Source organism: Comamonas testosteroni (genome assembly GCF_000761245.1).
GTDB lineage: Bacteria > Pseudomonadota > Gammaproteobacteria > Burkholderiales > Burkholderiaceae_C > Comamonas > Comamonas testosteroni_C.
The window spans coordinates 21346-36718 of sequence record NZ_AWOR01000051.1; the positions used below are offsets into that span (position 1 = coordinate 21346).

Genomic DNA, 15373 nt, shown 5'->3' on the forward strand with positions numbered 1-15373 from the left:
TTTGGTTCCTCAGCGGTCGCTGCAGAGCTTTTGCGGGAACTTGCTGTGCTGCAGTTCGATGCACCGTGCATCAATGCGCTTCGCTGTGTAGCCTGCCTTCATCTCTGCAGGCGTAAAGGCGTAGATTCGACCGTCGATAGCGACCTCGGCCGTCCAGCGGCCTACGCGTCCATAGATGCCATTGAGGGTAAGAAGTGGGCGAGGCTCCGGCGGTGCTTCTACGGCTGGCTGCACAGTTGGTGCGGCTGCTTGTGGAGCTGCGGCTGCAGGAGTGGACCCGCCCGTTTGGCCGAGCGCAGCCTCAACGGCTTTATCGGCTTCGAGTTGCATGAGCTTTTTCACGGTTGGCGCAAAGCCATAGCCTGGCTGTGGCTGCGATGCGGCCGCAGCGAGATCCTGGGCGGCAGCGTGCATAGCGAAGCCAATCAGCGCGGCTGCTACGGCGGGCTTAGTTCTTTGCATAGATTTCTCCGGCCAATGTGGCCGTCATGAGGCTTTTCTTGAGAGACGCTTCGCCGTTGGCCTGCCAGTCGTCGGGCAGTCTGGCAAAGTCAACCTTGAATGAGGTCCACGCCACCGGAACCTCTGGAGCTATCAGCAGGTCCACACTGAGCAGGGGACCGCTAAGGTTGGTCAACGCAGCTTTGTAGATGGCCAGCCCGAGCTCAGCAGGCATGGATACGGGCTCTCCGACTTTGTTGAGCGGTGCTGGAACTGCTTCAGGCTGGAATTGCCCGATGGTTTTTCCGCTGAAAGCGCGCAAGATCAGTTGCAAGGAACTGAGTCCACGTACTTGCTGGATGGCCAGCGGGGTCAGCTCATCGAAGTTGAGGTGACGTGCAGGCGCTGACACTTGCATGACAGCCTCTATTTCATCCACTGTGGAATAGCGGACGGTCCACTCGCGGGGGCGCAAACGCTCGAAGTCTTCGTTGGTAGGGTCTAGACCCACATCTGCGGTGCGGTCGAATTTCAGGGTGCAACCCCAAGTGCTGTCAGCGCTTGGCTTACAGTCCGTCTCTTTTAGGCGCCACCCGGCGATGCTGGTAGGTAGTTTTTCGGTGGCTTCGCGCAATGCGCGTAGCGCTTCATGCCCATAGGTAGACTTCTCCTGTGCATATGCTTGGAAGGCTTGAGTCCAAGCTGTCTTCGGGTCCAGCTCATTGGCGTTGGCCAAGAGCTCTGCTTGGCGTCTTTGCTCCAGTTGCCAATAGTCCCAAGCACGTACTCCCCCGAGCAAAAGGATCGCGCCGGCGACGGTGTAGAGCACTGCTGGAGGGATGCTGGTGCCGACCTTGGCCAAGGGCTCACTGGCCTCATTGCTGGCAGCTGCGCTGATGACCTGACTCAGCGTTACGGGCTGTACCTCTGGTGCTGGGTAAAGTAGATCTGGCTCACTCGTGAACAGCGAGATAGACGAGGTGGCCAAGCGCTCAAATGCAGCCAGCCGCGCGCGAGCCGCTTCTTCGTCCGTCACCAGCGCATCGAAGCCAGTCGCTGGTGCTCCGTCGATTGCGGCGCAGATCCAGATCCCTTGTGGGAGCCTGATGGCTGCAAACACATGGCCATTGGCGAAGGCGGCCACGCCGGTAGCCAAGGCGATGAGCTTTTCCCCCTGGTTGGAGACTTTGAGTTTCGCGGTGCCCACGGTGGCTGGTGCTACCGTACAGTAGTAGTCCGCCTTCCCCTTGCGGGCAAGTTGTTGTGCGTGCTTCTTGAGATTCACGGCTTGGACAGTCTGCTGCCAAGTCACGCCGATCACATAGCGCCGCTCAATGAGGTATGCGCTCATGGTGGCCTCAGTTCATGAGCACAGGACGAACCACAACGAGGAATTCCTCACGTTCCAGGCTTTGCGCGTCAGAGCCGCCAGCGAGCAAACTCCAACCTTCAGCCAGACGGCGGCGGTTGTCTTTGGCTTTGTAGCGGGCCATGCCGGTGAGGACCATGACTTGGCCAGCTTTGAGCATGACCGTCGATTGATCGTCGATGCCCGACCTTTCGGGGTTTTGGACCCTTGAGATCGAAGTACCCTGGCCCGAGGTCGTCTCAGTCATCGCCACCAGGTTGGTCATGCTGATGCCGAATCTCAACTGCACTGAGCCGTTTTCCAAGATCGCGGGTTGGATCATGAAGCGATCGCCCGTAGTGACGTTGGCAGTCTTCATGCCCACCGAGCCCGATCCGGCTGCAGTAGAGGTCGATGGCAGCGTCTCAGACACGTAAGAACGGTCGTTGAGGTTGGTCTTGCGTGCCCATTGGCGGTTCATCGCCTGCATCTCTATGGGGCGATGCTGGATGTTGGTGCCATACTCGTTCAGCGCCTGGATCGCAGCCTGTGTGCCACCCCAGCGGCCCACCGTGCCGCTGCTTGGGCTGCCTCCGTTTGCCAGAGAGAGGATCGTCAAGCCGATCTGACCCGCCGTATCACCGACTAGCGAAGTGGGCGAGTCAATGGCCGCGCCCCACTTGGAGGTCAGCGAATTGAGCACCACGCCCCAGTTCACTCCCTTCTCGTCTCCGTCCTTTGTCGTGATGGAGTAGATATCCATCTGTATGCGGACCTGGCGTGTCAGCGACTCGTTCTCGGACTTGACCACTTGGCGGATGCGCTGCATGGCTTCCTTGGTCGTCGTCACCGCGAACCTACCGGTACCCTGGTTGATAGCGATGGATGATCCGGGCACCGCAGCCACCATCTGCTGCAGGCTATTCATGAATGAATTGAAGATGTCCAGTGATCCAGCTTCGTCGATGCGGAAATTTGACTGGGAATTGCCGGTGGCGCCGGTGGTGCTGCTTGCGCCCGAGGTTGAGCCACCTTGCAAATTCATAGCAAAGTCCTTGCTTCCTTCAAGAGCGGCGATCTCGAAGGTTTCTGTGACGTAGCGCTCAATAATGATCACGCCATCGCGATACGCATAGGACAGTCCCAGCCTGGCTGTCACGAACTCAGTGATGCCGCGCGGCGTGTTGTTCTTCCAGTCCATCTCAACCGTGTCGAGCAGGAGGTTTGGACCAGGGCGTATGACCTCGACGCTCGCCTGGCCAGCAGCGGCCAGAGGTGCAGGCATGCTCATTCCTGCAACTGTGGCGGTCGCGGGCTTGGCCGGCTGGGCGGTGCTTGGGCTAGAGGCGACTGCCGATGACGCCGAGCTGTATACGTCCTGCTTGATGCGAAACGGAACGCCAGTTATGCGGGACATGCGTTCGGCCCAAACTGCGAGGCTGACCTTGCCGCCAGTGCTTTTGTCTTCAAAGCTGATGAGCTTGAAGGTTTCATCGAAGATGGCGGGAAGGGAGTCTTCGGAGCTGATCTCGATCATCTCCGAGCCGATCCATGGACGCGATGCACGGCGCGCAACGATGGGCGAGAGCTGACGGGCTGCCGCTGCATTTGTGGCAGTCTTGTGGCCCTGTGTGGACTCTTCTACGCGCAGGCTCCGATTCATGACACCTGCGGCCTCCATGGAGCTGTCAATGTGGCCACGAACTTGCTGGGTGACTGCGGGCGAGACACATCCTGCGAGCAGCAGAGCAGAAACGAGGGCCGTGGGTACGACGCTGTGCTTTAGGTTGGCCAGAATCATTGGGTGCATTCCTTGTCTTGCTCGCCACGGCGGGTGATACGGGCCAAGGGCGGGTTATTGGGGTAGAAGCAGACATCGAGCGGGTATTCGCTCGCTTGAATGCCTGGTGACGACAGGGCGGCGGTCACGGCCTGCTCGAATGGCATTTCGTAGGTCTCGGGGCTTCCGATCACGACATGCTTGCGCGCATCCCAGCGCACGCGATAGCCGGCTTCTGCGGCCCAGCGTGTGAAGGCCTTGTTCAGCGTTACGTCCTGGAGCTTGAGCTCCCAGCGACGTGCAGGCTGTCCAGAGCCGTCAGTGAAGGAGGCTTTCCAGTGTTGGCGCGCCTGGTCCACCCACGAGCCCGAGCCTGGAACTGCGCTGGTTGTGAACAGTCCCTCAATCTGCGCGCGCGATGGTGCGCTTCCCTGTACCACTGCAGTGGCCACCGCTGTAGTCCGTGCGCTCGCTGCTACTGCTTCCAGCTTGGTGCCAGCAGCAGTTTCGGTGAGCTGAAGCTTGATCCCTGGAGGGAGTTGGCTGTTGACCGTCGAGATCAGATTGGCGACAGTGGAGCCACCTGCCTGTTTGACGGACACCTGAGTGTCCAGTGGTACTGGGCTGCTGAAGGGAACGCCCAGCCGATCTGCCAAGAGTTGAGCCAGGCCTTGCGCCTTGTCCTGCCATGTGACTTCGATTTCTGATTGCAGGAGCGTTGATTTGGCGCTGGTGCCTTCAGCTTCCTGTGCCATGGTCGGCCAGGCAGTAAGCGCAACAGCGACAGCTGCCACGCATCGTCCTAGGTGATGAAATTTCATTGCGTTCCTCATTTGCTTGCTCGGGCCATGGCGTCTGCCCAGGCAAACTCGCGGTACAAAGCGAGAACCATGGGGACGTAGGCTTGTGTTTCGCGGTACGGCGGAATGCCTTTGTGCTTACGCACGGCGCCAGGGCCGGCGTTGTATGCGGCGAGTGCCAGCTCCCAGTCTCTAAACTCGAACCACATCTTTCGCAGGTAAGCTGCGCCGGTGGCCAGCCCAAGCTCGGGCTGATACAGGTTCACCTTTGGGTCCTGCAAGCCTTCGCCACGGGCTGTATCTGGCATGACTTGAGTGAGACCGAGAGCACCTGCAGGCGATCTCGCACGCGAGTTGAATTGGCTCTCGATAGCCACGAGAGCCATTAGCAGCGCAGGTTCCAGTCCGTAGTGAACAGCGATCGCGCGAATGGCCGGCTCGTGCTGCCAATAGTTGCGGAGCAGTTGCTCACAGTGGGCAGACCTGGAATTTCCGCGAAGGCAGTCGTAGGTCGGGAGCTTTTTCGGCGGCACCTGGGCCAGGGACAGGCCATGTGCGGCGACGAGGGCTGCTAATAGCAGATTGCGAGTGATGTGGGCTAGGCTAAACATCCGCGCCTCACAGCATCGAGAGGGCCAACAGCCCAATGAGCAAGGTTGTTGTGCCTTTCACGAGATAGTGCACAAGCTCGCCCGTGGCAACACGTCCCGATGTGTAGCGACCGTAAAGGCCGCTGAAGGCACTGGCTGTGACAAGAAAGAAAAACGCGCCGCTTCCTGCAAGCAGCATTTGCTTGAGGCTGGGCATCTGTATCCCGGAGCCCTGCAGGAAGCCTTGCTGCATTGCCGCCGAAACTTCCATGCATGCGCCGGTGACGTCTCGCGGGCAGCTGTTGCCACTCAACCCTGTGCCACCGTTGCCACCCGTGCTTCCAGAGCCGTTTCCGGGCGGGTTGGTGTTGCCTGGGTTGGTAGGTCGTCCATTGGCCATCCTGTCGGCCATGTCGCATATAGATGTGCCATTGCTGTCGGCAAAGCCACGGCAAGACCCTGAGTTAATCATTCGCTGGCAGTTGCCGATGCCAAGCTGCACGCAAGCGAGCACCAGATTCCCGTCGACGGCGCGCCCATCAAAAGTGCCCAAGCCAATCAATTGGCGGACCACCCCGGAACGCATGGCGTCGGCGGTCAGTTGGGACCAAGCATCGATCTGGGCCTGCAGGGGCAGCTGGCGATACTGTTCAGGCGTCACCCCTGCATACTTGGCGATGTTTGTCCTGTTCATCTGCAGGACGCCATAGCAGCAGCTGCCGTTGAACGCGCTGGTGTTGCCGCCCGATTCAACGTTGATAGCGAGGTTGGCCACAGCCTGCGCGTTCTGCTTTAGCCAGGCACTCGCATTTGGCGAGTTTTGAATGGCTTGGGTAATGTCTGCAGAGCTGACGATGGCGGCCAGAGCCACGGCTGGCAATAGCCACACAAGCTTGGATAGTCGCGGGAAAAAGCGGCAGGTCATGTCTAGCTCAGGCGCATGGCGCGATTGCATGCGGGAATGACTTTGCCGAACTGCCATGCGCGGAATCGAATCGTCAGGGCTGGCTGGGTCTGCTCTATGCGGTACTCGACGCGGTTCTGCGATCGGTCGGTATTGGCGTACAACATGCAGTAGCCGGGGAGTTCAATGGCGCGCAGTCCAGGCCGAGGCGGCCAAGCGATGACACGCATGGTGCAGACACTGTAGATGTCCATGGCTGCCGCGCCATTTGGTGCATCCAGGCAAAGTGTGTTGCCCGCAGCGGCGAACATGCTGAAGATGACTTTGCCCTCAGCGGTTGCGGTGTCACCCAGCAGCGCGAACGCAGGCATGCGCTTTCCTGCACTGCCCAGTCGTGGAGCGGAAAGCTCTGTTGCCCAAACTGTCTTGAGGATCTCCCGGTCCTCCGCTGTACCCGTGGACGAAAACACCGAGCTGTCGAAGACGACTTCTCGCATGATCTCCCAGGACTGCGCGTGAGAGCTTGTCGCCATGGCAATGGCAAGCGCAGGGAATAGGGCAGAAATGAGGGGGCGAACGGAGGCGGGCGCGATCATCGTTGGTCCGCCTTCAAACGACCGCCACGCTCCAACTCATCCATGAATTGCTCGGGCGGTGTGGCGCCAACCAAGCGCTTGCCGCTTGCCAGCACCACGGTGGGCGTGTTGTTCATGCCATAGCGCTCGCCGAGCTTGAGGATCTCAACCAAACCATCGGTGTTGCACGACTCGGGCAATTGCGGCCGTGCGCCGTCCATGATGGCTTTCCACACGCCGGCACGGTCGCGTGAGCACCAGGCCATACGTGCAAGAGATTGACTTCGCCGGTCAGTGATAGGGAAGATGAAACGATAGATCGTCACGTTGTCGATCTGGTCGACGAACTTTGTGAAGACTCGGCAGATGGGGCAGAACGGGTCTTCGAAGAGCGCCATCACACGGCTTCCATCTCCGTGCACTTCCTTAATCGCGTGCTGCAGGGGAAGCTTGTTGAATGGAATGACCATCCTCTTGTCTTGTTGCAAGGCGGTCAGGTCTGTTTTGCTCTTCAAATCCATCAACGAGCCGCCAACAAAACTGTAACTACCCGTTTCATTCACATAGAATATCTCCCCTTCGGAAATCACCTCATAAATGTTGGTGAGTGGTGTTGTATTGATTTGCTCTACACGCACCGCTCCGTTCGTGTTTGCGTTGACGCCAGCCTTGATCTGCGCCGCAACCTTCTCTGATACGTCTGCATCTATTGCTCCAGCCGTCAGGCTAACGAACAAAGCCGCGGCTGCGGCAAGCCTGCCTCTCACTACGCGAGGCATTGCTTTGATATGTGATTGCTTTTGCATGGACCGCACTGTAGGGAGCGGTCGGCGTTGCCTCCAGCGGAAACCGTGCGTTACATACATCACGGTTTCCGCTTGACATATCAAACTCGAATTGATCTATATTTTGAACTGTCGAGGTGTGTGTCTCGCCAGCCAAAGAAGGCGCCGATGAGGCGGCTTCTTCGTGCGGGCATTCACACGGGTAGATGAATGAATAATTTGCTTGTTGCCGGCACGATGGATGTTCCCGCCGGCTGGGATTTCCGTTTTGGAGATTTTCTAACCGATCTATTTTTTCAAGAGGGCCTGGCAGATAGCACTCTTCAGGTGCTCCAGATCCAGTTGCGAGCTTTCAACGCATGGCTGTTGGAAGCGACCGGCCGCTCTTGGGAACATGCTACGGTCGACGACTTGCAGGTATTCCTACTTAGCTGGAAAGACACCAGATCAGTGTCGACGCTACGACTCAAACAATGGATGCTGCAGCGGCTGTACCGTTGGGCGAAAGAGTCCGGCATCGTGGACCTTGGCGTTCACCGCGCGCTGCTACCACTGCGCGGAGGCTTGCGCCGCCCACGTCGCCCACCATCGAGTAACGCGATCGCTAAGCTGATGGAGCTACCGGACACGAAAACTGCCAACGGCATGCGAGATCGCGCAGCTTTGGAGCTGCTTTATGGATCTGGACTACGTGCAGGAGAGCTGCTGAACATCACGCTCGATCAGGTCCCCGCCAGCGGCAAGCCCATGCAGATATGGGGAAAGGGGAGCAAAGAGCGTTTGGTTGTCGTTGGAGAACATGCTAGGTATTGGCTTGCTCAATACAAAGCGGCGCGACAAGCGATCCTTGCAGCCGGAGGCCATGGCAAAAGATCCACATCCAAACTGTTTGTTAGTAGCGGACGCTATCCAGACTACCGTTACTACCAGTTGCGCAGAATGGTCAGCCGTTACGGCCGCGAATGCGGCCTTCGCTTGACACCCCATGCATTGCGACACGCCTTTGCGTCGCATCTGCACCAGGGAAAAGCGTCTCTTCACACTATCCAGTTACTGCTGGGTCATGAGCGTCAAGAGACGACTGCACACTATGTCTCTATCTTGCATGAGGATATTCGTGCCATGGCGGATCAGCACCATCCACGTGGCGCGAATTTCGAGCGCTATGTGCGTTGGTAGTCTTGTCCCGTTGAGGCTGAATCGGTAGCATTGCCGCGTTTTCTACGCGCCTGAGCTTTTGAATATCGCAGAGCCATTGTCTCAAAGCACTACCCGCTGCACTGTCAGCAAATCAGCATGTGTAGCGCCATTCTTCCAATTTGTGGCAATGCAGCGTATCTGCTGTGTCTTGCGGTATAAACGAGGCTTTTCAGAAAATAGACTGTCATGGGTAGGGCAGTCTATTTTTTATTAGCGGCTCGGTTTCAATTCCGTAACTATGGCCTTACCCTTGATGACCTTGGCCTGGAACTTCACCTTGTCACCGACCTGCAGGCCGTCGAGCATCTTTTTGTCGGCCACCTCAAACCCCATGGTCATGGCGGGCATAGCCAGGTTCGGGATATCTCCATGACGCAAGACGATAAGGTTCTTTTGGACGTCGATCTTGCGGACTTCGCCATCAACGAGGGGCATGGTGGCTGCAGAGGCTCCAGTTCCAGGCGCCATCTGCATTTTCAAGTCCTGGGCGTGGACTACCGCGAACGCGACCAGAGCGAGAACTGTGGCAAGAATGTGGTTTGCTTTCATGAGTCTGTCTTTCAAAAATGCGGTTTGGAAGCTTCGATTGCGGGAGGGGTCTGGTTTGGAGCGTGGCGCCCAGTTGATGGACGCCTGCGATGGATCAAGTACCAGGCAGCTGGGATGACCAGCATGCTTAGGAGGGGGGCCGTGACCATACCGCCGACCATCGGTGCGGCGATGCGGGTCATGACTTCCGAGCCCGTGCCATGTCCGACCAGAATAGGAAGCAGACCCGCCATGACTACAGCCACGGTCATGGCCTTTGGCCGCACGCGCATGACGGCTCCCTCGCGAATGGCAGCCAGCAACGTTTCTTCATTGTCCGGCTCGCCTGAGGCTAGATGCTGTCTCCAGGCGTTCTGCAGGTAGACCAGCATCACGACGCCAAACTCGGCGGCAACGCCGGCCAGGGCAATGAACCCCACGGCAGAGGCCACCGACACCGCGTGACCGAGCGCCCAGATGAACCAGAATCCACCGACAAGCGAGAATGGAACTGCTGCCATGACCAATGCGGCATCGCCTGCACTGCGAAACAGGACGTAGAGCAGCATGAAGATGACAGCCAGAGTGAGTGGTACGACGACTTTCAGGCGTTCCGTAGCCCGCTCCAAGTACTCGAACTGGCCAGACCACGACAAGGCATAGCCGGCAGGCATGGCCACCTGCTTGGCGACAATGGCTTGCATGTCATGGACGACGGAGCGCAAGTCCCGGCCACGTACATCGACATAGACCCAGCCCGAGAGCCTTGCGTTTTCGCTGCGGATCATAGGTGGGCCTTCTGCGATGACGATCTTGGCAACGTCCTGCAGGAGCACAGTGGCACCCTTGTCTGTCACGAAAGGCATCTTGCGCAGGCGTTCCAGCGAATCGCGGATTTCGCGCGGGTAGCGGACGTTCACTGGAAAACGCTCTCGACCCTGAATGACTTCTCCGACATTCTCACCACCGATGGCTGTGGATATGACCGCCTGCACGTCTGCCACAGAAAGTCCGAACCGCGCAGCGGCTTGTCGGTCCACATCCACGTCAATGTACCGGCCCCCTGTCAAGCGTTCGGCTAACGCGGAAGAAACACCAGGCACTCCGCGCACGGCGGATTCAATCTGTGCCGCGAGCTTGTCGATGGTGGCGAGGTCTGGTCCGGCGACCTTGATGCCGACGGGGCTCTTGATGCCGGTGGCCAGCATGTCGATGCGGTTGCGGATCGGGGGCACCCACACGTTTGATAGACCCGGAACCTTGACCACCCGGTCCAGTTCTTCAACCAGCTTCTCCGGGGTCATGCCAGGACGCCATTGCTCACGTGGCTTGAACTGGATCGTGGTCTCGAACATCTCCAGCGGCGCAGGATCGGTCGCAGTATCTGCCCGTCCCGCCTTGCCGAACACACGCTGAACCTCGGGCACTGTTTTGATAAGCCGGTCTGTCTGTTGCAACAACTCTGCGGCCTTTGAGACCGAAATACCAGGTAACGCCGAGGGCATGTACAACAGATCGCCTTCGTCCAGCGGCGGCATGAACTCACCGCCCAGCCGCATGACCGGAATTGCGGTGATGGCCAGGGCCAATGTCGCTGCCAGCAGCGTGAACTTAGGAAAACGCAAAACCAACTCCAAAGCAGGCCGGTAAATGGCGATAAGGCTTCTGTTGATAGGGTTCGCAGTTTCCTTTGGAATGCGTCCTCGAATGAGGTATCCCATCAGCACTGGAACCAGAGTCACCGACAAGCCAGCAGCAGCCGCCATCGCATAGGTCTTGGTGAAGGCCAGTGGCGAGAACAGCCGTCCTTCCTGGGCCTCCAGGGTGAACACGGGCAGGAACGACAGCGTGATGACCAGCAGCGAGAAGAACAGCGCAGGACCGACCTCCACGGCTGATTGCGCGATCAGTTCCCAGCGCTCGGCCACGGACGGTGGGCGTCGATGTCGTTCTTCAAAGTGCTCCAGATGCTTGTGCGCAGCTTCGACCAGGACCACCGAGGCATCGACCATAGCCCCTAGAGCAATGGCCACACCGCCCAGCGAGAGAATGTTCGCGCTCACGCCTTGCCAGTGCATCACGCCAAAAGCCGCTAGCACCCCAATAGGCAGTGTTACAACTGCCACCAGCGCGGAGCGCAGGTGGAATAGGAAGATGGCACAGACGACGGCGACGACGGCGAACTCCTCCAGGAGCTTGACACGCAGGTTGTCGACCGCACGATCAATGAGTTTGGAGCGGTCATAGGTTTCCACCACTTCAACGCCTTTGGGCAGACTGGGTTTGAGCGTCTCCAGCCTGGCTTTGACGGCCTCGATAGTGGCACGGGCATTCTTGCCGGAGCGCATGACCACCACGCCGCCCGTGACTTCACCCTCGCCATCCAGCTCGGCGATGCCCCGGCGCATTTCCGGGCCGATCTGGACGGTGGCTACGTCTCTCAGCAGCAAAGGTGTCGCTCCGCTGAGGTTGAGCGGGATGGTACGGAAGTGCTCCAGCGATCCAAGGAATCCGCGCGAGCGCACCATGTACTCGGTCTCGGCCATTTCCACTACCGAGCCGCCCGACGACAGATTGGCCTTCTGCAGGGCCTGCACGACCATGGACTGCGTAACGCCGAGCACTCGCATGCGGTCCGGGTCGAGCACCACCTGGTATTGACGGACCATGCCACCGATGCTGGCGACTTCCGCCACATCCGGCACGGTTTTCAGCTCGAACTTCAGAAACCAGTCGTTGAGGGCTCTCAGCTGGCCAATATCGTTGTTGCCGCTGCGATCGACCAGCGCATACTCGTAGACCCAGCCCACACCTGTGGCATCCGGGCCCAGCGCGGCTGTCGCGCCTGCTGGCAGGCGGCTTTGAACCTGGTTCAGATACTCCACCACCCGTGACCGTGCCCAGTACGGATCGGTCTTGTCGTCGAACAGAATGTAGACGAAGGAATCGCCAAAGAACGAATAGCCTCGGACGGTTTTAGCGCCGGGCACGCTCAACATGGTCGTGGTCAGCGGGTAGGTCACGAGGTCCTCCACCACCTGGGGTGGTTTGCCTGGATAGGTGGTGCGAACGATCACCTGTACGTCGCTGAGGTCCGGCAATGCATCGACCGGCGTGCGGGATGCTGACCAGATGCCTGCCGCCACGAGGAACGCGGTGGCAATCAGCACCAGAAAGCGGTTGGTGATGGACCAACGGATCAGAGTAGCAATCACTTGGCGCCTCCGGTGGTTCCTGCGGCGCTGCCGCTTTTCTGCACGGAGACGACTTCCCAATCCATGGGCCCGCCTTTTCGGAACTCGAAGCGCACCGGATCGCCTGGCTTCAAGCCCGTGAGCGTCATCGAGTCGGCCTTGCCAAAGTTCATCGTCATGGCGGGCCACTTGAGTTCGGGTACGGGACCATGCGAGATCGTGATCCCGTCGTCATCGATGCTTTCTACCTTGCCCTCGGCGCGATAGATGGCCGGGGCGTCGGTGGCTGCAGTGGGTGCAGGCTGGGATTGGCGGGCTTCCATGGCTCCCAGGGCTGACTTGAGCCGCGCTTCGGAGTCCACCAGGAATTGGCCGCTGGTGACCACTTCGTCGCCTTCGCGCAAGCCTTGCAGCACCTCCAACTGATCGCCCAAGTCTTCTCCCAGTTTGATTTCCCGAGGCTCGAAGTTGCCAGACTCCCTGCGGACGATAACCAATGCACGGGTGCCGGTACGGATGACGGCTTCAGCAGGCAGGACCAGGCGGGAGGTTGGAGCAACGCCGACCTGCAGGCGCAGCAGCAGTCCCGGAATCAGTTTGCCGCTGCGGTTATCGACCTCGAATCGCGCTTGCAGGGTGCGCGTGCTGGCGTTGACCTGCGGCAGGATTTCCTTCAGCTCGCCATCGAAGGTTTGGGAGGCATCGGCTTGCAGAACGGCCTTGACCTTCTGGCCGCGCGTCAGGCGTATGGCTTGTGCTTCCGGCACTTCGGCCACAGCCCAGACCTTCTCCAAGCCGGAGATGCGGAACAACGTAAGGCCAGGCGACACCTGGGCCCCATCTCGGACACCAAGTTCCGTCACCACGCCATTTACCGGAGCCTGCAAGGTGTAGCGGGCCTGGGCTATCCCGGTTTCCTCGCTCTTGCGGACCAGCTCTGCAGGGATGGACATGGCGCGCATGCGCTCACGAGTTGCCGTAATAAGCTCCTGGGGTACACCTGAACGCTTGAGTGCGAGCAGTTCGTTTTGTGGCCCTAGCCACTCAGGTGCAAAAATAGTGGCCAAAGCCTGACCTTTGCGAACCTGTTCCATGGGAGCGCGCACTGCCAAATGCTCGATATAACCAGCGACACGGGTCTGGACGGCAACACTCAGGCGCTCATCGAACTGCACCGTGCCAACGGCGTCGAACGACGCGCCGATGTCGGCTCGCTTGACCGTCGCGGTCCGGATGCCGAGGTTCTGCTGCACCGTTGGACTGACTTTGACGCCTGTGTCATTGGCATCGTCCGCATAGACGGGCACCAGTTGCATGTCCATGAATGGCGACTTGCCCGGTTTGTCAAAGCGTGGTCCCGGCACCATGGGGTCATGCCAGTAGAGGATCTTGCGCTCGCCTGCGGGAGCCTTGGATTCCGAGGCGGCTACGGCTTTGGGGGCAGCGCCTTCGGAGGTCAAGCGGCCAATAAAGAAGCCACCGGCTGCCAGCAGTACGCCTGCCGTAACCAATGAAGTGACCAGTGCTGTGCGCTTCATTGGGCACCTCCTTGAGCGATGGGTTTGAGGTTCAGTTGGGCCTGCGTACGTACCAAATCACGCTGCAGTGCGAGGAGTTTTCTCTGAGCTTCGACCTCGGCATGTCGTGCCTCAAACACAGCGGTCAGGGCCAATTGATTGGAGCGGTAGGCTGCCAGGGCGGCGGAAGTGCGCTGTCTGGCCGGGGTCACTACGGAGCCTTGGTATCTCTCGATACGCTGCTGCAGGCGCGCGGCGTCGCTAGTCAAGGTGCGGTAATCGGCCATGGCTGCGCGCATTCCCTCCGTCAGGTCAGCCTCTGCTTTGTCGACCATGGCCAGCTTGGCCGAGGTTTCGCGGTCTTGGCGCTGGCTTGGTGCGATTTGGAGCGGGATGCTGACACCGACCGAAACCAAATCGGAATAGCCGGTGCGCTGGCCGTAGGACACTTCCCAGGTCCAGTTGGGAGAGCGCTCCTTGGCTGCGACGTTTGCACTCTGGCGAGCAATTTCGACGTCGCTTTTTAAGCCTGCGACGGCTGGATATCTCGCCACGTAGTCCCATTCCTCGGGAACCGGGAAGGCAGGCGGCTTGTTGAGGGCATCGGGAAGAATGCCGATCCAGCGTTGCAGACTGACCATGGCTGCAGACTGCTGTTGGCGAACCTCTTCGCTTTCATCCTCTGCAATCCCTTTGGCGGATAGGAGCTGCAACGCTTCTGCGCTGTTGCCTGTGCCAGCTGCTATGCGGCTTTTTGCCGCATTCAGCTCCTCGTGCAAGTGATGCTCGGTTTGTGTGGTTAGCTTGAGTGCTTCAGTGGCGAACCACGCATCGACATACGCCATGCTGACCTGCAGGCGAGCCTCGGCTTCGGCAATGTCTTTTTGTACGGCATCGCGGTCGGCCCGTGCACGAGCCACACCTTCGCGCGCGGCTCGTTTATCTGCAGAGAGCCACTCCTGGCTGACACCGATGCGCTTCATCGTCATGGACTCACGGGTGCCGCTGAAGCGGTCTGAGCCGGTAACCGGCAAATTGTCGATGCCGGCCCGCAGCATGGGATCTGGCAACTGACCCGCAGCCTGGATGGAATGGACAGAGCCTTGCATCGCCGCCTGGGCTGCGCGGGCTGCTTCGGAGCGTTGGACGGCCAAGCTTATTGCCTGGTCGAATGAAATCGATTCTGCAGCAGCAACGGCCGGCAGAAAGACGGCAGCCAAGGAGGCAGCTCGCAAAAAAATATGGGACATGGAAACTCCGTAGACGAACGAGGGCACTGCCGGCGTATGGACAAGCCACGCCAGCACCAGTCAGTCGACGGAGTGATCAGACTCTGAGTCTGAGAGTAGAGAGAAAAAGAGGGTCCGGAGGCGGTCGAACCTCCAAGGTGATGGGCCAAGACACTGCAAGCGCAGCATCAAATTCGAGCACTAGCGGCAGCTCCAATACCTGCACGATGGCAGGTAATGACGCCACGGGCAGTTTGACTGCCTCGAAGGTCACATCCGGGGCATTGGTGTACTGATGACACAGAACCGGTTGCTGTTGGTCCATACCTTCGCATGGTATGCCGGCCTCCATCCTGGCCGTCATTGCATCAACGCCTTCCTCCTGTGGGCAGACGTAGCCCGCCAACGCCAGCTGTGCGAACAGCAGCGAAAGCACCACAAGGACTGCGGTGGATAGGCGGTAAATGCGACTTTGCAGCATG

Annotated in this window: 14 protein-coding genes; 1 reads left to right on the forward strand and 13 read right to left on the reverse strand. The window is 59.2% G+C overall.

Annotation, left to right across the window (positions count from 1 at the left end):
* Positions 1–9 precede the first annotated feature (9 nt).
* The 8 genes from P353_RS15260 to P353_RS15295 form a co-directional block, all read right to left on the reverse strand.
* The gene (locus P353_RS15260) at positions 10–462 is read right to left on the reverse strand and encodes a hypothetical protein (protein WP_034371102.1); all 453 of its coding nucleotides are present in this window, start codon (positions 460–462) and stop codon (positions 10–12) included.
* Complete coding sequence (gene pilO2 / locus P353_RS15265; RefSeq protein ID WP_034371105.1) at positions 449–1792, reverse strand: type 4b pilus protein PilO2; 1344 nt, start codon at positions 1790–1792, stop codon at positions 449–451. Before pilO2 ends, P353_RS15260 begins: the two co-directional genes overlap by 14 nt.
* 7 nt (positions 1793–1799) lie before the next feature.
* A complete protein-coding gene (locus P353_RS15270; protein ID WP_034371108.1) occupies positions 1800–3590 on the reverse strand; it encodes a hypothetical protein in 1791 nt (596 codons plus the stop codon).
* Complete coding sequence (locus P353_RS15275) at positions 3587–4324, reverse strand: TcpQ domain-containing protein (protein WP_034371111.1); 738 nt, start codon at positions 4322–4324, stop codon at positions 3587–3589. Before P353_RS15275 ends, P353_RS15270 begins: the two co-directional genes overlap by 4 nt.
* Before the next feature lie 74 nt (positions 4325–4398).
* Positions 4399–4980, reverse strand: a complete 582-nt coding sequence (locus P353_RS15280) for a lytic transglycosylase domain-containing protein (RefSeq protein WP_034371114.1) — start codon at positions 4978–4980, stop codon at positions 4399–4401.
* A 7-nt stretch (positions 4981–4987) separates the two neighbouring features.
* Entirely contained in the window at positions 4988–5884 is an 897-nt protein-coding gene (locus P353_RS15285) for a hypothetical protein (RefSeq protein WP_232776538.1), read from the reverse strand.
* A 2-nt stretch (positions 5885–5886) separates the two neighbouring features.
* On the reverse strand, positions 5887–6459 hold the full coding sequence (locus tag P353_RS15290; protein WP_034371121.1) for a hypothetical protein: 573 nt from the start codon (positions 6457–6459) through the stop codon (positions 5887–5889).
* The gene (locus tag P353_RS15295; RefSeq protein WP_034371125.1) at positions 6456–7217 is read right to left on the reverse strand and encodes a DsbC family protein; all 762 of its coding nucleotides are present in this window, start codon (positions 7215–7217) and stop codon (positions 6456–6458) included. The genes P353_RS15290 and P353_RS15295 overlap by 4 nt, the downstream gene beginning before the upstream one ends.
* A 216-nt stretch (positions 7218–7433) precedes the next feature.
* On the opposite strand from P353_RS15295, the gene P353_RS15300 reads away from it, so the two are divergent.
* Positions 7434–8402, forward strand: coding sequence for a tyrosine-type recombinase/integrase (locus P353_RS15300; RefSeq protein WP_232776540.1), 969 nt, complete (start codon positions 7434–7436; stop codon positions 8400–8402).
* A 231-nt stretch (positions 8403–8633) separates the two neighbouring features.
* Here the strand turns inward: P353_RS15300 and P353_RS15305 are convergent, their stop codons facing one another.
* From P353_RS15305 to P353_RS15325, 5 genes are all read right to left on the reverse strand, one after another.
* On the reverse strand, positions 8634–8972 hold the full coding sequence (locus P353_RS15305) for a copper-binding protein (RefSeq protein WP_003075106.1): 339 nt from the start codon (positions 8970–8972) through the stop codon (positions 8634–8636).
* An 11-nt stretch (positions 8973–8983) separates the two neighbouring features.
* Positions 8984–12166: an efflux RND transporter permease subunit gene (locus P353_RS15310; RefSeq protein WP_034371130.1), complete on the reverse strand. Its 3183-nt coding sequence runs from the start codon at positions 12164–12166 to the stop codon at positions 8984–8986.
* Complete coding sequence (locus P353_RS15315; RefSeq protein WP_034371133.1) at positions 12163–13683, reverse strand: efflux RND transporter periplasmic adaptor subunit; 1521 nt, start codon at positions 13681–13683, stop codon at positions 12163–12165. The genes P353_RS15310 and P353_RS15315 overlap by 4 nt, the downstream gene beginning before the upstream one ends.
* Positions 13680–14912 carry a TolC family protein gene (locus P353_RS15320; RefSeq protein WP_034371136.1) on the reverse strand — a complete coding sequence of 411 codons (1233 nt, stop codon included), beginning with the start codon at positions 14910–14912 and terminating at the stop codon, positions 13680–13682. The genes P353_RS15315 and P353_RS15320 overlap by 4 nt, the downstream gene beginning before the upstream one ends.
* A 76-nt stretch (positions 14913–14988) precedes the next feature.
* Positions 14989–15372: a hypothetical protein gene (locus P353_RS15325; protein WP_034371139.1), complete on the reverse strand. Its 384-nt coding sequence runs from the start codon at positions 15370–15372 to the stop codon at positions 14989–14991.
* Position 15373: the final 1 nt, after the last annotated feature.